General features: G+C 70.1%; 17 protein-coding genes. 7 read left to right on the top strand and 10 right to left on the bottom strand.

Annotated elements, in window-relative coordinates; all coding sequences use genetic code 11:
- Position 1: 1 nt before the first annotated feature.
- The 5 genes from zwf to ACIO52_RS13975 all read left to right on the top strand — a co-directional run bounded on the left by zwf (position 2) and on the right by ACIO52_RS13975 (position 6521).
- Positions 2-1573 carry a glucose-6-phosphate dehydrogenase gene (gene zwf / locus ACIO52_RS13995; RefSeq protein ID WP_402644034.1) on the top strand — a complete coding sequence of 524 codons (1572 nt, stop codon included), beginning with the start codon at positions 2-4 and terminating at the stop codon, positions 1571-1573.
- Complete coding sequence (gene opcA / locus ACIO52_RS13990; RefSeq protein ID WP_218718247.1) at positions 1570-2478, top strand: glucose-6-phosphate dehydrogenase assembly protein OpcA; 909 nt, start codon at positions 1570-1572, stop codon at positions 2476-2478. Before zwf ends, opcA begins: the two co-directional genes overlap by 4 nt.
- Complete coding sequence (gene pgl, locus ACIO52_RS13985) at positions 2471-3256, top strand: 6-phosphogluconolactonase (protein ID WP_402644030.1); 786 nt, start codon at positions 2471-2473, stop codon at positions 3254-3256. Before opcA ends, pgl begins: the two co-directional genes overlap by 8 nt.
- Before the next feature lie 112 nt (positions 3257-3368).
- Complete coding sequence (locus tag ACIO52_RS13980) at positions 3369-4127, top strand: hypothetical protein (RefSeq protein ID WP_316575303.1); 759 nt, start codon at positions 3369-3371, stop codon at positions 4125-4127.
- 240 nt (positions 4128-4367) lie between these two features.
- Positions 4368-6521 carry a thiamine pyrophosphate-dependent enzyme gene (locus ACIO52_RS13975; RefSeq protein WP_402644026.1) on the top strand — a complete coding sequence of 718 codons (2154 nt, stop codon included), beginning with the start codon at positions 4368-4370 and terminating at the stop codon, positions 6519-6521.
- Between the two features lie 74 nt (positions 6522-6595).
- On the opposite strand, the gene secG is transcribed toward ACIO52_RS13975, so the two are convergent.
- Both secG and ACIO52_RS13965 read right to left on the bottom strand, forming a co-directional pair.
- Positions 6596-6829, bottom strand: coding sequence for a preprotein translocase subunit SecG (secG, locus tag ACIO52_RS13970; protein WP_218718250.1), 234 nt, complete (start codon positions 6827-6829; stop codon positions 6596-6598).
- Positions 6830-6863: 34 nt separating this feature from the next.
- Complete coding sequence (locus ACIO52_RS13965; protein WP_374104855.1) at positions 6864-8450, bottom strand: MFS transporter; 1587 nt, start codon at positions 8448-8450, stop codon at positions 6864-6866.
- A 117-nt stretch (positions 8451-8567) separates the two neighbouring features.
- On the opposite strand from ACIO52_RS13965, the gene ACIO52_RS13960 reads away from it, so the two are divergent.
- Positions 8568-9356, top strand: coding sequence for an META domain-containing protein (locus ACIO52_RS13960; protein ID WP_402644022.1), 789 nt, complete (start codon positions 8568-8570; stop codon positions 9354-9356).
- A gap of 62 nt (positions 9357-9418) precedes the next feature.
- Here ACIO52_RS13960 and tpiA read toward each other — a convergent pair whose 3' ends face one another.
- The 7 genes from tpiA to uvrC all read right to left on the bottom strand — a co-directional run bounded on the left by tpiA (position 9419) and on the right by uvrC (position 17729).
- Positions 9419-10204, bottom strand: coding sequence for a triose-phosphate isomerase (gene tpiA, locus ACIO52_RS13955; protein WP_255587656.1), 786 nt, complete (start codon positions 10202-10204; stop codon positions 9419-9421).
- Between the two features lie 3 nt (positions 10205-10207).
- Positions 10208-11422: a phosphoglycerate kinase gene (locus ACIO52_RS13950; RefSeq protein WP_255587657.1), complete on the bottom strand. Its 1215-nt coding sequence runs from the start codon at positions 11420-11422 to the stop codon at positions 10208-10210.
- Positions 11423-11427: 5 nt separating this feature from the next.
- Positions 11428-12444 (bottom strand): type I glyceraldehyde-3-phosphate dehydrogenase, encoded by a 1017-nt coding sequence (gene gap / locus ACIO52_RS13945; protein WP_218718252.1) that lies wholly within the window; start codon positions 12442-12444, stop codon positions 11428-11430.
- Positions 12445-12647: 203 nt separating this feature from the next.
- Complete coding sequence (whiA, locus tag ACIO52_RS13940; protein ID WP_019047780.1) at positions 12648-13631, bottom strand: DNA-binding protein WhiA; 984 nt, start codon at positions 13629-13631, stop codon at positions 12648-12650.
- Positions 13622-14668 (bottom strand): uridine diphosphate-N-acetylglucosamine-binding protein YvcK, encoded by a 1047-nt coding sequence (yvcK, locus tag ACIO52_RS13935; RefSeq protein WP_218718253.1) that lies wholly within the window; start codon positions 14666-14668, stop codon positions 13622-13624. The genes whiA and yvcK overlap by 10 nt, the downstream gene beginning before the upstream one ends.
- Positions 14665-15621 (bottom strand): RNase adapter RapZ, encoded by a 957-nt coding sequence (rapZ, locus tag ACIO52_RS13930; RefSeq protein WP_402644017.1) that lies wholly within the window; start codon positions 15619-15621, stop codon positions 14665-14667. The genes yvcK and rapZ overlap by 4 nt, the downstream gene beginning before the upstream one ends.
- Positions 15622-15740: 119 nt before the next feature.
- On the bottom strand, positions 15741-17729 hold the full coding sequence (uvrC, locus tag ACIO52_RS13925; protein ID WP_218718254.1) for an excinuclease ABC subunit UvrC: 1989 nt from the start codon (positions 17727-17729) through the stop codon (positions 15741-15743).
- Positions 17730-17852: 123 nt separating this feature from the next.
- Between uvrC and ACIO52_RS13920 the strand changes: the two genes are divergently transcribed.
- On the top strand, positions 17853-18266 hold the full coding sequence (locus ACIO52_RS13920; protein WP_218718255.1) for a hypothetical protein: 414 nt from the start codon (positions 17853-17855) through the stop codon (positions 18264-18266).
- Positions 18267-18323: 57 nt separating this feature from the next.
- Here the strand turns inward: ACIO52_RS13920 and ACIO52_RS13915 are convergent, their stop codons facing one another.
- Positions 18324-19028 carry an HAD family hydrolase gene (locus ACIO52_RS13915; protein WP_218718256.1) on the bottom strand — a complete coding sequence of 235 codons (705 nt, stop codon included), beginning with the start codon at positions 19026-19028 and terminating at the stop codon, positions 18324-18326.
- Positions 19029-19108 lie beyond the last annotated feature (80 nt).

Raw genomic sequence — 19108 nt, 5'->3', positions numbered from 1 at the left:
GATGGCCGGCACAGCATCGACGGATCAGGCGGGGCTGTGGCATAACCCGCTGCGCGACGAACGAGACAAACGGGTTCCCTTCATCGCGGGCCCCTGCTGCATGGTGATCTTCGGTGTCACCGGAGATCTGTCCCGCAAGAAGCTGATGCCGGCCATCTACGACCTCGCGAACCAGGGCCTGTTGCCGCCCGGGTTCGCCCTGGTCGGCTTCGCCCGGCGCGACTACGCCGACGAAGACTTCGCCGCCGTCGTCCTCGACGCGGTGAAACAGCACGCGCGCACCCCCTTCCGCCAGGAGGTCTGGGACCACCTGGCGGAGGGGCTGCGGTTCGTCCAGGGCAGTTTCGACGACGACGCCGCCTTCGCGACGCTCGCCGACACCCTGCGCACCCTGGACGCCACCCGCGGCACCGGCGGCAACTACGCCTTCTACCTGTCGATCCCACCGAACATGTTCCCGGTGGTGCTCGACCAGCTCTCCGAGCACAAGCTCGCCCAGCCCGCCGGCACCGACGCCGACGGCTACCTGCCGTGGCGCCGGGTGGTGATCGAGAAGCCCTTCGGCCACGACCTGGCCAGCGCCAAGGAACTCAACGCGCTGGTCAACCGGGTGTTCCCGGAGGAGCAGGTCTTCCGCATCGACCACTATCTCGGCAAGGAGACGGTGCAGAACATCCTGGCGCTGCGCTTCGCCAACGAGTTGTTCGAGCCGCTCTGGAACGCCAACTACGTCGACAGCGTGCAGATCACCATGGCCGAGGACATCGGCCTGGGCGGACGCGCCGGGTACTACGACGGCATCGGCGCCGCCCGTGACGTCATCCAGAACCATCTGCTGCAGCTGCTGGCGCTCACCGCGATGGAGGAACCCACCTCCTTCGAGCCCCAGCAGCTGACCACCGAGAAGATCAAGGCGCTCTCGGCCACCAAACTCGTCGAGCCGCTGGACGAGACGACCGCGCGCGGCCAGTACACCGAGGGGTGGCAGGGCAGCGAGCACGTGGTCGGCCTGCACGAGGAGGAGGGTTTCGATCCGCAGTCGCGGACCGAGACCTACGCCGCGATCACCCTGCACGTGGAGAACCGCCGCTGGGCCGGTGTCCCGTTCTATCTGCGCACCGGAAAACGCCTGGGCCGCAGGGTCACCGAGATCGCGGTGATCTTCAAGCGCGCCCCGCACCTGCCCTTCGACCAGACGATGACCGAGGAGCTCGGCCAGAACGCGCTGGTCATCCGGGTGCAGCCGGACGAGGGCATCACCCTGCGCTTCGGTTCCAAGGTGCCGGGCTCGGGCATGGAAGTGCGCGACGTGAACATGGACTTCAGCTACGGCGAGGCGTTCACCGAATCCTCCCCCGAGGCCTACGAGCGGCTGATCCTGGACGTGCTGCTCGGTGTGCCCTCGCTGTTCCCGGTCAACGCGGAGGTCGAATTGTCCTGGCGCATCCTCGATCCGGTGCTCGCGCACTGGGCGGCCGAGGGCAAGCCCGAACCCTACGAGGCCGGCACCTGGGGTCCGATCTCGGCCGAGGAGATGCTCGCGCGCAGCGGGCGGGAGTGGCGGCGCCCGTGATCGTCGACATGCCCGACACCACCACGGTCGATGTGGCCAAGAAGATGGTGCAGCTGCGCGAGACCAACGGCGTCATCACCCAGGGCCGGGTGCTCACCCTGGTGGTCTGCACCCTGGACTCCTCCGAGGCCGAGGACGCGATCGACGCCGCCAACGACGCCAGCCGCGAGCACCCCTGCCGGGTGATCGTGCTGGCCCGCGGTGACCGCGACGCCGACACCCGCCTCGACGCCCAGATCCGGGTCGGCGGCGACGCCGGCGCGGCCGAGGTGATCGTGCTGCGGTTGCAGGGTCCGCTGGTGAACCACGAGAGCAGCGTCGTCACCCCGTTCCTGCTGCCCGACACCCCCGTGGTGGCATGGTGGCCGCGCGGCGCGCCCGAGTTCCCGTCGATGGACTCGGTGGGCAAGCTGGCCAAGCGCCGGATCACCGACGCCACCTTCGCGCCCGATCCGCAGGCCGCGATCAAGAAGCGCCGCTACTCCTACGCGGTGGGCGACACCGATCTGGCGTGGAGCCGGATCACCTACTGGCGGGCGCTGCTGGCCGCCGCGCTCGACGAGCCGCCGTTCGAACCGGTCACCTCGGTGACCGTGTCGGGCCTGGCCAGTGAGCCCGCGCTGGACACCCTGGCGGGCTGGCTGGCCGCGCGACTGAACTGTCCCGTCGTCCGCAAGACGGGTGAGCTGCGGGTGGAACTGCACCGCGGCACGGATTCGATCGCCATCAGCCGACCGCAACTAGGAAGGACCGCCACGCTGACCCGCACCGGTGAACCCGACCAGCGCATCGCGCTGGCGCGCCGGGAAACTCGCGACTGCCTCGCCGAGGAACTGCGCCGGCTCGACGCCGACGAGATCTACGCCGAGGCGCTCGCCGGAATCGAGAAGGTGACCTATGAGTGACCACATCGACGTGCACGACGAGCTCGGCGCCGAATTCCCCGCCAACACCATCGAAGTCCACGACGACCCCGACGGTCTGGCCGATGCCGCGGCCGAGCGCTTCGTCGACGTGATCGTCGCCGCCCAGGCCGAGCGCGGCACCGCCTCGGTGGCGCTCACCGGCGGCAGCGACGGCATCCGGCTGCTGGAGCGGGTCCGGCAGAACCCGGGCGATATCGACTGGTCGACCCTCTACGTCTACTGGGGCGACGAGCGTTTCGTGCCCGACGGCGACCCGGACCGCAACGAGCTGCAGGCCAGGCAGGCGCTGCTCGACTTCGTCCCGCTGAACCCCGCGCACGTGTTCCCGATCGCCCCGTCCGACGGGACCTACGGCTCCCCGGAGGCCGCGGCGGCCGCGTACGCGCAGATCGTGCACACCGAGCTCGACGAGCGCGGCGAGTTCGACCTGACCGTGCTCGGCATGGGTCCCGAGGGGCACATCAACTCGCTGTTCCCGCATTCCCCGGCGATCAGGGAGACCACGGATTACGTTGTGGCGGTTCACGACTGCCCGAAGCCGCCGCCCACCCGGGTCTCGCTGACGTTGCCGGCGATCCATCGCTCCCGCCACGTCATGCTGGTGGTCAGCGGGGTCGGTAAGGCGGCCGCGGTCGCCGCCGCCGTCAACGGGGCCTCCCCCGACGACGTCCCGTCGGCCGGCGCGGTCGGCATCGAATCGACCACCTGGGTCGTCGACGAGGCCGCCGCCGCCGACCTGCTCCTCGACGAGGAGTAATCGCGTCGCCGAAGGGCCGGGTCCCGCTGGGCCCGGCCCTTTCGCGTGCGCACCCTGCCTGCCGGCGCCGACGACACATCGATATCGTCGGGGGTGTTCCACGGCCGAAAGGGTGACCATCAGCATGATCCAGACCGAGACGGTGACGATTCCGGCCCATGTGCACGGCTATCCGCAGGTGGCGTTCGGCGGTTACGTCGCCGGACTGCTGGCCCGCCGCTCCGGCGCCGATACCGTGCGCGTCGATTTCCGCCGCGCGGTCCCGATCGAGACGCCGATCGCCCTGCCCACCGCCGAACCGGGACACGCGATCCTGACCGACGCCGCCGGTGCCGTCCTGGCTCAGGCCGCTCCCGCCACTCTCGACATCACCGCGCCGCCCGGCCCGTCCTGGTCGGCGGCCAAGCGCGCGGCCGACGCCGCGCTCGCGAGCCCGCACCGCCCGGTCACCGACTGCTTCGGCTGTGGTGTGGAGTGCTCCCCCGGCCACGGTCTGCGTCTGTTCCCCTGGCCGGTCCCGGACCGGCCGATGGTCGCCGCCGCGTGGACACCCGACCTGAGCCTCGCCGACGACTCCGGCGAACTGCCACCGGAGATCGTCTGGTCCGCTCTCGACTGCCCCGGCGGCATCGCCGCCTGGACGTTCCAGAAGATGGCCCGCGGCGCGGTCACCGCGGCCCTCACCGCCACCCGATTCCGGCCGGTCCCGGCAGGGGCGGAGTACATCACCCACGCCTGGGCGATCCGCAGCGAGGGCCGCAAACACACGGTGGGCGTTGCCCTTTCCACCCGCGACGGCGACCTCTGCGCCCTCGCGGAGGCCCTGTGGGTCGTCCCCCGCGAGCAGACACCGCCGCCTGCCGAGCAGTAGCGCCCGCTCAGGCGGCCCGATCGCCGAGCCGAGCCCGTTCGACGACACCGACGGCAGGTGCTGGTGCCGCGACCACGACATCCACCGGTCGACCTCGCGTGAACGCCCTGGTTCGACCACCGGAGCGCCTAGCATCGGAGTCCTGGGCAGGCCGGCGGAACGGACGTCGACTCGACTCGAGCGAGGAGTGCTGACGATGCGCGAGATTCGTGGAGTCGCCGCTTCGGGTCGGGTTCGACCATGAGCGGGCCGGTCGACCTCGACGCGGCGTTCCGTACCGCCCTCACGGAGCTGACGGTCCCGCTGCGCACCGACGCGCCGCCGGCGATCGACGCGGCCGTCGGGATCGAGATCTTCGAATCCCAGGTCACCAGCAGGCATCTCGACCTGACCGCGCGCCGGCTCGGCGCCGCCCGGCAGGGGTACTACAGCATCGGATCCTCGGGACACGAGGGCAACGCGGCGGTGGCGGCGGCGCTGCGCGTCGACGACCCCGCCCTGCTGCACTACCGCTCCGGCGCCTTCTTCGTGCAGCGGTGCCGCCGGGTGATCGGCCTCGATCCGATCCGGGACGTGCTGCTCGGTGTCGTCGCCGCGGCCGCCGATCCCATCTCCGGTGGCCGGCACAAGGTCTTCGGCAGCAAGCAGGCCGCGATCATCCCGCAGACCTCGACGATCGCCTCGCACCTACCGCGCGCCGTCGGTCTGGCCTTCGCGCTGGATCGGGCCGCGCGCCAGGAGGTGGCGTGCCCGTGGCCGGCCGACGCGGTGGTGGTGTGCAGTTTCGGTGACGCCTCGGCCAACCATTCCACCGCGGCGGGGGCGATCAATGCCGCCGTGCACGCGTCGCACCAGGGCGTGCCGATGCCGATCGTGTTCGTCTGCGAGGACAACGGTCTGGGCATCAGCGTGCCGACACCGCCGGACTGGATCGAACGCGACTACGGTCCCCGGCCGGGCCTGACCTACCTCGCCGCCGACGGCTGCGAGCTGCCCGACGTCCTCGGTGCCGCCGACGACGCGGTGCATCTCGCGCGGACCTGGCGGGTGCCGGTCTTCCTGCACCTGCGCACGGTGCGGCTGGGCGGGCACGCGGGCTCCGATGTCGAGGCGGCCTATCGCCGCCCGGCCGAGATCGCCGCCGACCTGGCCCGCGATCCGCTGCTCGGCACCGCCCGCTACCTGGTGTCCGCCGGGATCGCCGACACCGCCGACCTGCTGGCCCGCTACGACCGCATCGGCGGGGTCGTGCGGGAGACGGCCGAGAAGGTGGTGCGCGAACCCCGCCTGAGCTCGGCGGGCGCGGTCACCGCGCCGCTGGCGCCCGCCACCCCCGACGCGGTCCGGGCCGATGTGCTGCGGGGCCACGCCGATTCACCGGTGCCACCGATGACGCTGGCCCAATCGATCAACCACACCCTGGGCGAACTGCTGGCCCGCGATCGCGACGTGCTGGTCTTCGGCGAGGACGTCGGTCGCAAGGGCGGGGTCTACGGCGTCACCAAGGGGCTGCGCAAACGGTTCGGCGCGCGCCGGGTCTTCGACACGCTGCTCGACGAACAGAGCATCCTCGGGACCGCGCTGGGCACCGCGCTGGCGGGCTTCGTGCCCATTCCGGAGATCCAGTACCTGGCCTATGTCCACAATGCCGCCGATCAGATCCGGGGTGAGGCGGCGACGCTGTCGTTCTTCTCGAAGGGTCAGTACCGCAATCCGATGGTGGTACGGATCGCGGGGCTCGCCTATCAGAAGGGCTTCGGCGGCCACTTCCACAACGACGATTCCCTGGCGGCGCTGCGGGACATCCCCGGCGTCGTGCTGGCCGTACCCGCCCGCGCCGACGACGCGGCGGCGATGCTGCGGACCTGTGTCGCCGCCGCCAGGGTCGACGGCCGCGTATGCCTGTTCGTCGAGCCGATCGCGCTGTACCACACCCGGGATCTGCATCCCGGCGACGAATCCTGGCTCGCCGCACCGACATCCGACCATGTCCCGATCGGCCGCGCCCGCGGCTACGGGGAAGGCACCGATCTCACCCTGGTCACCTTCGGCAACGGGGTGCCGATGAGCCTGCGAACCGCGGATCGGCTGGCCGCGCAGGGGATCCGGGTGCGGGTCCTGGATCTGCGCTGGCTCAATCCGCTCCCGGTCGCCGACCTACTCCACCACGCCGAGGCGAGCGGACGCGTGCTCGTCGCCGACGAGACCCGCCGCAGCGGCGGGGTGTCGGAATCGGTGTTCGCGGCCCTCGTCGACGCGGGATTCCAGGGCACGCTCGCCCGCGTCACCAGCGCGGACAGCTTCGTTCCACTCGGCCCGGCGGCGGACACGGTCCTGCTGAGCGAGGACGCCATCGAGGCCGCGGCACAGCGGGTCGTCTGGTCGGTGCGCTGACGACCTCGGCGCAGACGAAAACCTGCCGTCACGCGGTGCGTGGCGGCAGGGTCGAGCGCGGAGTTCGGGCGAACTCAGGCGAACTTGATCTCCAGGCCGATGCCGAGGATCGCGATCAGCCAGACCAGGCCGACGAAGATCGTGATGCGGTCGAGGTTCTTCTCGACCACGGTGGAGCCGGACAGGCTCGACTGGACGCCGCCACCGAACAGGCTGGACAAGCCGCCGCCCTTGGCGCGGTGCAGCAGCACCAGCAGCACCAACAGCACGCTGGTGATCACAAGGAGGATATCGAGGAACAGCGACATGGCGACCATCCTATGGGGTCGACGGGCGGTGGGTCTAACCAGGCTCGACCGCGACCAGGTGGGAGACCGTCTGCGCCCCGGCCGACCAGCCCGCGACCATCAGCTCGATCTCCTCGTCGCGCGCGGTCAGGCGGACCCGATGCTGGTGCATGTGCTCGGCCCACGACCGCACGACGAACGCCTCGACGAATCGGTCGACGGTGCCGACATCACGGTAGAGCCGCCATTCCATCGCCCCGGTGCGCTGGCGGGACCGCCCGACCAGCGCCATCGACTCGGTGAACACCGCGACGTCCTCGGGCGGCACGTCGTAGCCGCGCATCACCAGGACCGGGCCGTCCTCCGGGTCGGGTTCGACGACGAGCTGCGGTTCCGGCCAGAAGGCCGCCGGGGAGAGGTCGATCTCCTCCACGTTGTGCCGGATCGGCCACCACACCGTGCTCACCGCGCAGCAGGCCAGCAGGACCGCCGCGATCAGCAGCGCCGCCACCGCACCGTACGCGCCGGCGACCAGGCCCCACAGCAGTGAGCCGATGGCCTGCCCACCCATGAACACCAGCATGTACACCGACAGCCCGCGGGCCCGCACCCAGGCGGGCAACAGCAGCTGCATCGTCGAGTTCAGCGTCGACATCGCCAGCAGCCAGGCCAGCCCCGCCCCGATCAGCAGGATCAGCACGACCGGCACGCTGGGCACCAGCGCGGTCGCCACCGCGCCGAGTCCGAACAGCACCGCCGCCAGCGCGAGCCGCTGGGTGGGCGTGAACAGCACCCGCAGCCGGGACAGCGCCAGCGCGCCGCAGACGGCGCCGAGTCCGAGCGCGCCGAGCAGCAAGCCGTAGCCGTCGGAGGCCAGGCCCAGCCGATCGTGCGCGATCACCGGCAGCAGCGACCACACCGCGCTCGCCGGCGCGATGAACAGGATGGCGCGAAAGAGCACCCGCCGGATCGCGGGCGCCGCGCGGATGAACCGGGTGCCCGCCTGTAGCGCCGCGAGCGGACGTTCGCTGGGCAGGATGCGCGGCCGCGTCGGCCACGTCGACATCAGCAGCACCACGACGATGCCGACGAACGAGACGGTGTTGAACCCGAAGACCACTGTCGGCCCGGCGATCGAGACGATCACACCGGCCACCGCGGGCCCCACCGCGCGGCCGATATTGACGCTCATGCTGCCCAGCGCCGCCGCGGAGGTGATCTGGTCGCGCGGCACCAGCTCGGGCTGGATCGCCTGCCAGGCGGGCGCGGTGAGCGCCTGTCCACAGCCGAGCAGGAACAGCAGGGTCAGCAGGACCGCGGGCGTCGTGTGTCCGGTCGCGGTGGACACGGTGAGGGTCAGCGAGGCCAGCGCCATGCCGGTCTGCGCACCGATCAGCAGTCTGCGCCGGTCGACCAGATCGGCGAGCACCCCGGACGGGATGGACAGCAGCATCACCGGCAGCGCGAGCGCGGTCTGCACGAACGACACCAGGGCCGCCGCGTTCGGCGCGTCGACCAGGATCCACTGCGCGCCGACCGTCTGCATCCAGGTGCCCAGATTCGACACCAGCTGCGCGATCCACAGCGCCCGGTACACCGGCGACCGCAACGGCGCCCACGTCGACACCGGTTCGGCCGCCACGCTGCTCACCCGCCGAGCATATCCCTGGCGAACGACCGGGAACGGGTGCGCAACGGTGCGCGACCCGGTGCGGTCGGACGACGGATTCGCCGCACCCCGAGCCGTACGATGGGCGGCATGTCGGCAACACTGATCCGTCTCGCCGCGCTCTGTGTGCTCGCCACCGCCGCGGCCACGGCCTGTTCGTCCGCCGAGGAGCCGAAGGCACCCGACGACACGGCCACCCCGATGGGACACACGTATATCTCCACCGAGGTCGACGGCGACACGATCCCCGGCGGCGGCCCGATGACGCTGACCTTCGCCGACGGCCGTATCTCGGCGAACTCCGGCTGCAACACCAGCAGCGGCACCGTCGACCTGAGCGACCACGTCCTGCGCACGTCCCCGCTGGCGGGCACCATGATGGCGTGCGCCGGCGAGCGCGGCCGCGCCGACGCCTGGCAGAACACTTTCCTGGAGTCCGCCCCCGCCTGGCGCCTCGACGGCGACAAACTGACACTGACCGGCACGTCGGTCACCGTCCATCTCACCGACAAGAAGATCGTCACCCCGGACAAGCCGCTGACCGGCACCACCTGGGTGGTCACCACGCTGATCACGCCGCAGGGACAGGTCCGCTCCACCACCCTCGACGAAGTGAGCCCGAACCTGACGATCGGCGAGGGCGGCACCGTCAACGGCATGGCCGGCTGCAACCGGATGACCGGCACGGCCGGCGTCGGCCCCGGCGACGCGGTGAACTTCGCGATCGCCACCACCAAGATGATGTGCGCGCCGGAGGTCATGGAGGTCGAGAGCAGCGTGCTGCGCGCCCTCGACGGCCGCACGACCGCCACCATCGACGGCGACACCCTCACCCTGCGCAACGACAACGGCAACGGCCTGGTCCTGCACGCGCAGTAGCGGCGAACGACACAGGGCCGGAAACCTCGTCGGTTTCCGGCCCTGCGCGTAGCTCTACCCGATCAGGGCAGCGGCCCACCCGCGGCGATCGCCGACAGGGTGGCGAACTCGTCCGCCTTGAGCGAAGCGCCGCCGACCAGCGCGCCGTCGATGTCGGCCTGACCGACCAGCTCGCCGACGTTCTTGGCGTTGACCGAACCGCCGTAGAGCACGCGGACACCCGCGGCGACCTCCGGCGAGGCCAGCTCGGCCAGTTCGGCCCGGATCGCGCCACAGACTTCCTGCGCGTCCGCCGCCGAGGCGACCTTGCCCGTACCGATCGCCCAGACCGGCTCGTAGGCGATGACGACCTGCGAGATCTGCTCGGCCGTCAGGCCTTTCAGCGAACCGCGCAGCTGCTCGAGGTTGTACTCGACGTGCGTGCCCGCCTCGCGGATGCCCAGACCCTCACCGATGCAGACGATCGGGGTGATCTCGTTCTTCAGCGCCTGCTTGGCCTTGGCCAGCACGGTCGCGTCGTCCTCGTTGTGGTACTGACGACGCTCCGAGTGCCCGACCACCACGAAGGTGCAACCCAGCTTGGCCAGCATCGACCCGCTGATCTCACCGGTGTAGGCGCCCGAGTCGTGCACCGACACGTCCTGCGCGCCGTAGGTGAGCAGGAGCTTGTCGCCCTCGACCACCGACTGCACACTGCGCAGGTCGGTGAACGGCGGGATCACCGACACGTCGACCTTGGCGAAGTACTTCTCCGGCAGCGCGAAGGCCACCTTCTGCACCAGCGCGATGGCCTCGAGGTGGTTGAGGTTCATCTTCCAGTTGCCCGCGATGAGCGGCTTACGTGCCATCGCTCAGCCCTCCAGCACCGAAATACCGGGCAGCTCTTTGCCTTCCAGATATTCCAGGGACGCGCCACCACCGGTGGAGATGTGCGAGAAGCCGTCGTCGGGCAGGCCGAGCGTGCGCACGGCGGCCGCCGAGTCGCCGCCGCCCACCACGGTGAACGCGCCCTTGCCGGTCGCGGTCACGATGGCCTCGGCCACCCCGCGGGTGCCCGCGGCGAACTTCTCGAACTCGAACACGCCCATCGGGCCGTTCCAGAACACCGTCTTCGCCTCGGTCAGCAGCGCGGAGAACCGGGCCACCGACTCGGGGCCGATGTCCAGGCCCATCCAGCCGTCGGGGATCTCGGTCGAGGCGACGGTCTTCGCATCGGCGTCGGCGGCGAACTTGTCGGCCGCGACGATGTCGACCGGCAGGTGCAGCACGTCGCCGAAGCGCTCGAGCAGATCCTTGCAGGTGTCGATCATCTCTTCCTGCAGCAGCGAGGTGCCCACCGAAAGGCCCTGTGCGGCAAGGAAGGTGAAGCACATGCCGCCGCCGATCACCAGGGTGTCGACCTTGGGGGCCAGCGCCTCGATGACCGCGAGCTTGTCGGAGACCTTGGAGCCGCCGAGCACCACGGCGTAGGGACGAGCCGGGTCCTGGGTGAGCTTCTGCAGCACCTCGACCTCGGCCGCCACCAGCGTGCCCGCGTAGTGCGGCAGCTGCTGGGCGACGTCGTAGACCGAGGCCTGCTTGCGGTGCACCACACCGAAACCGTCGGAGACGAACGCGCCGTCGTCGCCGACCAGCTCGACATAGGCGGCCGCCAGCTTCGCCCGCTCGGCGTCGTCCTTGCTGGTCTCGCGCGCGTCGAAACGCACGTTCTCCAGCAGCAGCACGTCGCCGTCGGTGAGGCCTTCCGAACGCGAGAGCGCGTCGTAGCCCACCACGTCACCGGCCAGCTGGACGTTGCGGCCCAGCAGCTCCGCCAGCTTCACGGCCACGGGGGCCAGCGAGTACTTGGCGTCCGGCTCGCCCTTGGGGCGGCCCAGGTGGGCCATGACGACCACCTTGGCGCCGGCCTCGACCAGCGCCTGGATGGTCGGCACCGAGGCGATGATGCGGCCCGGGTCGGTGATCTGTCCGTTGTCGTCGAGGGGGACGTTCAGGTCGGAGCGCACGAGCACGCCCCGGCCCTCGACACCCTCGGCCAGGAGATCCTGCAGTGTCTGAACAGTCATCGCGGTCAGAGCGACTTGCCGACGAGACCGATGAGGTCGGCGAGGCGGTTGGAGTAGCCCCACTCGTTGTCGTACCAGGACACGACCTTGACCTCGTTGCCGATGACCTTGGTCAGCGGGGCGTCGTAGATCGAGGAGTGCGGGTCGGTGACGATGTCGCTGGACACGATCGGGTCCACGTTGTACTTCAGGATGCCCTGCAGCGGGCCCTCGGCGGCAGCCTTCATCGCGGCGTTGATCTCGTCGATGGTGGCCGGCTTCGCCAGGGTCGCGGTCAGGTCGGTGACCGAGCCCGTCGGGACCGGAACGCGCAGCGCGTAGCCGTCGAGCTTGCCCTGCAGCTCGGGAAGCACCAGGCCGATGGCCTTGGCCGCGCCGGTGCCGGTGGGCACGATGTTCAGGGCCGCGGCGCGGGCGCGACGCAGGTCCTTGTGCGGCGCGTCCTGCAGGTTCTGGTCCTGGGTGTACGCGTGGATGGTGGTCATCAGACCCTGTACGATGCCGAACTCGTCGTTGAGGACCTTGGCGATGGGGCCGAGGCAGTTGGTGGTGCACGAGGCGTTGGAGATGATGTTCTGGCTGCCGTCGTACTTGTCGTCGTTGACGCCCATCACGATGGTGATGTCCTCGCCGGAGGCCGGCGCGGAGATGATGACCTTCTTGGCGCCCGCGGACAGGTGGCCCTTGGCCTTGGCGGCGTCGGTGAAGATGCCGGTCGACTCCACGACGATGTCGACACCCAGGTCACCCCACGGCAGCGCCGACGGGCCCTCCTTGATGGCCAGCGCCTTGATGCGCTGCTCGCCCACGACGATCACGTCACCGTCGACGGAGACGTCCTGCGGCAGCCGACCCAGGATGGAGTCGTACTTCAGCAGCGTGGCGAGGGTGTTGATGTCGGTGAGGTCGTTGACCGCGACGATCTCGATATCGGTCTTGCCGACAGCCTTCAGCGCCTCCACCGCACGGAAGAAGTTACGTCCGATACGACCGAAGCCGTTGATACCTACCCGGACAGTCACGTTATCGCTCCTCAGCTTTCAAGCGGATTCATTCCGACGGGAACCACAGTAGTAGCCGACACCGGCTTCACGACAGCCACCTGCGATTTGTGAGGTTCCCGGCCCCCTGCCTGCGGGAACCACAGAATAGAGGGCAGAGCGGTCATGTATGACCGCTCTGCCCTAAACGTCGGATTCGCCACAGCGCACGGCGAATGCCCGGGTTACGCGTCGTCGAGCAGCTCCGCCGTCACCGCCGACTCGGTGTCGGGAATACCCAGGTCCTTGGCCCGCCGATCAGCCATCGACAGCAGGCGCCGGATCCGGCCCGCCACCGCGTCTTTCGTCATCGGCGGCTCGGCCAGCTGCCCCAGCTCCTCGAGCGAGGCCTGCCGGTGCTGGACCCGCAGCCTGCCCGCGGCGGCCAGATGGTCGGGCACGTCGTCGGCGAGGATCTCCAGCGCCCGCTCCACCCGCGCGGCCGCGGCGACGGCCGCCCGCGCCGAGCGACGCAGGTTGGCGTCGTCGAAGTTGGCGAGCCGGTTCGCGGTCGCCCTGACCTCGCGGCGCATCCGGCGCTCTTCCCAGGTGAGCCTGGTGTCCTGCGCGCCCATCCGGGTGAGCAGGGCGCCGATCGCCTCGCCGTCGCGCACCACGACTCGGTCGGTGCCGCGCACCTCACGAGCCTTGGCGGTGATGCCGAGCCGACGAGCCGCACCGACCAGGGCCAGCGCGGCCTCCGGGCCGGGGCAGCTCACCTCCAGCGCCGAGGACCGGCCCGGCTCGGTCAGCGAGCCGTGCGCGAGAAACGCTCCGCGCCAGGCCGCTTCGGCGTCACCGATACTGCCGCCCACCACCTGGGCGGGCAGGCCGCGAACCGGGCGTCCGCGCACGTCGAGCAAACCGGTCTGGCGGGCCAGCGCCTCACCCTCCTTCGACACCCGCACCACGTAGCGGGAGGTCTTGCGCAACCCTCCCGCGCCGAGCACGTGCACGTCGGAGCCGTACCCGTAGAGCTCGAAGATCTCCCGGCGCAGTCGCCGCGCGATGGAACCCATGTCCACCTCGGCCTCGACGATCACCCGGCCCCCGACGATGTGCAGACCGCCCGCAAATCGCAGCAGGGCCGACAATTCCGCCTTGCGCGAGCTGACCTGCGACACCACGAGCCTGCTCAGCTCGTCCTTCACCTCGGCTGTCATCGCCACGAGACGCGCTCCTTTCCCACCGACCCGGAACGCACATCCGATCCCGTGTGCCGTCCCTCGACTCGAAGCCCTGCCAGTTGCGGCCGCGGCGCCCGGATCAGCTGATCCAGTGCGGCGGCAAGTTTTCCGGGATGATGCCGATCCGTTCCCGGCTCGGCGACATCGCAGAACGTTACCCGTGCGCGCAACTGTTCGGCGGCTCTTGCCACATGTTCCCGTTGCCGCCCCTCGGGCACCGACGCCGAGTCGACGAGCACCTCGTCGACCGCGAAATCCGGTGCGTGCTGGGACAATACATGCAGGTGACGTTCGGCGGAAAAGCCGGCCGTCTCGCCCGGCTCGGCGGCCAGGTTCAACACGAGCACCTTGCGTGCCCTGGTGTGTACCAGCGCGTCGTGCAGTTGCGGCACCAGCACATGCGGGATGACGCTGGTGAACCATGAACCCGGGCCCAGCACAACGACATCCGCGTGCTCGATGGCCGAGGTGGCCTCGGGGCTGGCAGGCGGATCGGACGGAATCAGCCGCACCCGCCGGACCTTACCCGGCGTGGTCGCCACCGCAACCTGGCCCCGCACACTGCGCCCGATCCGCGGATCCGATTCCAGGCCCGAGACTTCGGCCTCGATGTCGAGCGGAACCGGCGACATGGGCAGCACCCGGCCGGTGATCCGCAGCAGTCTGCCCACCTCGTCGAGTGCGGCCACCGGATCACCGAGGACATCGGTGAGGCCGGCCAGGATCAGATTGCCCACCGAATGGCCTGCCAGCGCGCCGGTGCCGCCGAAGCGGTGCTGCACCGTCGTCGTCCACACGCCGTCGGCGTCCTCGGACAGCGCGGCCAGCGCCATCCGCAGGTCGCCCGGCGGCAGCATGCCCAGTTCGCCGCGCAGCCTGCCCGAAGACCCGCCGTCGTCGGCCACGGTGACGACCGCGGTGATCCGCCTGGTCAGCCTGCGGACCGCCGTCAGGGTCGCGTAGAGCCCGTGTCCGCCGCCCAGCGCGACGACGGCTGGGTCGGCTTCCCATCCGCTCATTCGCGCCCCAGATCCCGGTGCACGACGCGGACGACGTCCACGGCCGCGTGCCCGGTATCGGCGCCGATGCGCTCACCGAGTGCCTCGGCGATCGCGACGCTGCGATGCTTGCCGCCGGTGCACCCCACTGCCACCGTCATGTATCGCTTCCCCTCTTGGCGGTATCCGGTCGTGGTCAGGTCGACGAGATGGTGGCAGGTCTGCAGGTAGTCCTGCGCACCCGGCCTCGACAACACGTAGTCGCTGACCACCGATTCCTGACCCGTGTGTTCCCGCAGTTCGGGAATCCAATGCGGGTTGGGCAGGAATCGAACATCCAACACCATGTCGGCGTCGAGTGGAACACCGTACTTGAACCCGAACGACTGCACGGTCAGTTGCAGCGCGGCGGGCGCGCCCGCGCCGTAGACCTCCTCCAGCTTGCGGTGCAGCTGGTGGATCGACAGCTCGGTGGTGTCGATGACGACATCGGCCGCCGCCTTGACCGCCGCGAGCCGGACCCGCTCGGCGGTCAGACCGGCCGAGAGGGTGCCGTCGGGGCTGTCGCTCTGTAGTGGATGCCTGCGCCGGGCGAAACCGAATCGCCGGATCAGTACGTCGTCGGAGGCCTCGAGGAACAGCACTCGTGTCCGGATGCCCGCCGAGCGCAGTTGCTCGGTGACACCGGAGAGGTCACCGGTGAAGAAACGGCTGCGCACGTCCATGACCAGCGCCAGACGCCGGACCGGTGGTTCGGCGGCGGCGCCCAGCTCGATCATCCGCCCGATCAGTTCGGGCGGCAGGTTGTCGGTGACGTACCAGCCGAGATCCTCCAATACGCGCGCGGCGGTGCCGCGGCCCGCGCCGGACAAGCCGGTCACGATGACCACTTCTACTGGTTGCTGTGTATCGGAGACCGCCCCGGCCTGTCCGGGTACCGCCCCCGCATTATTGTTCGATTCGACGCGTGTCATGTCCTACCGGATCCGTTTCTGGGTGCCTTTCGATCATCCCGCACCGGTTCGGGTATCGGGCGCAGACACACAACGTACGGCACTCGCAATGTTGCGTCCTGCGATCCGCCCCTCCTCGGCTACGGGCTGTTCAGCGCTTCCAGCACTGCTTTCGCCGTGGAGACCCCGATGCCGGGCACCGATGTGATCTCGTCGACAGTCGCGTCCTTGATCCGGGCGACCGAACCGAAGTGGGTGACCAGCGCGGTCCGCCTCGCCTCACCGAGTCCCTTCACCGAGTCCAGCGCCGAGGCCGTCATCCGGCGCGAGCGCTTGCTGCGGTGGAAGGTGATCGCGAAGCGGTGCGCCTCGTCGCGCACGCGTTGCAGCAGGTAGAGCGCCTCGCTGTTGCGCGGCATGATCACCGGGTCGGGTTCGCCCGGCACCCACACCTCTTCGAGGCGCTTGGCCAGGCCGATCACCGCGACATCGGTGATGCCGAGTTCGTCGAGCACCTCGGCGGCCGCGGCGACCTGCGGCGCGCCACCGTCGACGACGTAGAGGTTCGGCGGATAGGCGAAGCGGCGCGGCTTACCGGTGGTCGGATCGACACCGGGGCGCGAGGTCGGCTCGTCGGCGTCGTCGACCTCGACGTCGACGGCCTGCTGCCGGTCCTTGGCGAGCCGGGCGAAGCGGCGCCGGGTCACCTCGGCGATGCTGCCGACGTCATCGGAGCGGCCGTCGCCCGCCGCCTCCTTGATCGCGTAGTGCCGGTAGTCGGACTTGCGGGCCAGCCCGTCCTCGAAGACCACCAGCGAGGCGACGACATCGGTGCCCTGCACGTGACTGATGTCGACGCACTCGATCCGCAGGGGCGCGCTGTCGAGATCGAGGAAATCCTGGATATCTTGCAGCGCTTGGGATCTGGAGGTCAGATCGCCCGCGCGCTTGAGTTTGTGCTGGGCCAGCGCCTCGCCCGCGTTGCGCTGCACGGTCTCGGCCAGCGCCTTCTTGTCACCGCGCTGCGGCACGCGCAGCGAGACGGCCGAGCCGCGCAGCCTGCTCAGCCAGTCCTGGATCTCCTCGGCGTCGGCGGGCAGTTCGGGGACCAGCACCTCGCGCGGCACCACCACCACGTCGCCGTCGGCGTTCTGGTCGGCCAGCGCGGCCTGCTCGCCGTAGAACTGGGTGAGGAACTGCTCGACCAGCGCCGCGAGTTCGGTGCCGGACTCGGCGACATCGAGCGCGTCACCGGACTTGTCGACCACCCAGCCGCGCTGGCCGCGCACCCGCCCGTCGCGGACGTGGAAGATCTGGACGGCGGCTTCGAGTTCGTCGGTGGCGAAGGCGATCACGTCGGCGTCGGTGCCGCTGCCCAGGACCACGGCCTGCTTCTCCAGCGCGCGCCGCAGCGCCTGCACGTCGTCGCGCAGCCGGGCCGCGGTCTCGAAGTCCAGGTCGTCGGCGGCCTCGTGCATACGCCGTTCCAGCGCGCGCACCATCTTGTCGGTCTTGCCGGAGAGGAAGTCACAGAAGTCGTCGACGATCTGGCGGTGCTCGCCGGCGGTGACCCGACCGACGCACGGCGCCGAGCACTTGTCGATGTAGCCGAGCAGGCAGGGTCGTCCGATCTGGTTGTGCCGCTTGAAGACTCCGTTAGAACAGGTGCGCGCGGGGAACACGCGCAGCAGCAGGTCGAGGGTCTCGCGGATCGCCCAGGCGTGCGCGTAGGGACCGAAGTAGCGCACGCCCTTCTTGCGCGCGCCGCGGTAGACGAACAGCCGCGGATACTCCTCGTCGAGCGTCACCGCGAGCACCGGATAGGTCTTGTCGTCGCGGTAGCGGACATTGAACCGCGGATCGAATTCCTTGATCCAGTTGTATTCGAGCTGCAGAGCCTCCACCTCGGTGGACACCACGGTCCACTCGACGCTCGCGGCCGTGGTCACCATCTGCCTGGTCCGCGGGTGCAGCGAGTACACGTCGGCGAAGTAGGAGTTCAACCGGCTGCGCAGGCTCTTGGCCTTGCCGACGTAGACGACGCGCCCGTGCACGTCCCGGAACTTGTAGACACCGGGTTCGACGGGAATGGTGCCCGGCGCCGGCCGGTACGTCGCGGGATCTGCCACCCATCCAGCCTAGCGAGCGCGTCCGACAGACCGGCACCGCCGACCGCGCACCGGCGGTGGGCCGGCCGGGCGCACGCGCTGTGTAGCGTGGAGGCCCGGACTCCGTGCCGGAAAGGACCTTCGATGACCAACGCGCCCACCCTCCCCGCCGACGACCTGTTCGACGACGAGGCGACCCCGGCCGGGGTGATGCCGGGCAGCGTGCGCGGTGCCCGGTTGATCGCCTGCGTCGCGACGCTGGTCGGCATCGTGCTGATCGCGGTCACTGTCGCGCTCGGCACCCACGGTTCACTCGGCGTCCTGATCGCGGGCTACCTGCCGACGTTCGCGCTGGTCCCGTTGGCGGTGCTGTTCGGACGCGGTGGCGACCTCGTCAGAAAGGCCGCGATCGGCGTCGCCGGGCTGGCCGGGCTGGTCTCGTGCACCGGGATCCTCACCGGGCTCCCACCAGGTGCCGTCGGCATCGTCGCCAACGGCGCGATCGTCGCCCTGCTGCTGCGTCCCACGGCCTCTGCCTGGTTCACCCGCGAGCGCTGAGCGGACGCGCGCTCCCGGTGACCGTCGTACCGCGGTGGTTCGCCGGCCCCGCCCCGATCAGGTGGTCGCGGCGCCGTCGAGACCGATGCCGTGGGCGCTGAGCGCCGCGATCAGGGCGCGCGGACGGTCAGCGGTCGGCAGTGGCTCGACGAGGGCGAACCGCGCGCCCAGCGCGGCGGCGCCGCCGTCGGCCTCGGCGCTGTCGCCGATCATCAGCACCCGTTCCGGGTCGACGCCGAGCCGGTCGGTGGCGTCGCGGAAGATCGCGGCGTTCGGCTTGATCGCGCCGACCTCGTAGGACAGCGTCATCGCGCCGACCAGTGCGTCCCAGCCGTGTTTCGCGAAGGCGGGGCGGATGTCGAAGGCGATATTGCTGACGATGCCGATCGGAATGCCCTGAGCGGACAGGGCTTCCAGCACGAGGCCGGTGTCGGGGTACGGGGTCCACGCCAGCGGGTCGATGAGGCGGTCGTACAGGCGCGTGGCCTGGGTGTCGGGGACACCGGAGCCGCGCAGCACCTCGAGGTAGGCGTGCCGGTGCAGGGCCGGGTCGAGATCGCGGTGGTCCCAGGCATGCTGACCCGCCGCGTCGAAGGTCATGAACTGCTCGACGGGGGCCGTCATCCGGCGCAGCACTTCGGCTTTCGCGGCGACGTCGAACGGGGTGCCGTCGTCGCCGATCAGCTCGTCGGCCCAGGTCCGATCGTCCTCCAGGCGGAAGACCGTGCCGGAGAAGTCGAACAGCACCGCGTCGATGTCCATGTCGCCAGGGTAGCGAGCCCGCGACCGGTCGCCGGGCGGAAACTGGTTCGTCAACCGAACATTCGCGTGCCCGTCACCGG

This window comes from Nocardia sp. NPDC087230 (genome assembly GCF_044744725.1).
Lineage (GTDB): Bacteria > Actinomycetota > Actinomycetes > Mycobacteriales > Mycobacteriaceae > Nocardia > Nocardia canadensis.
The sequence above is the reverse complement of the archived record's forward strand: the minus strand, read 5'-3'. Positions and strand labels throughout refer to the sequence as shown.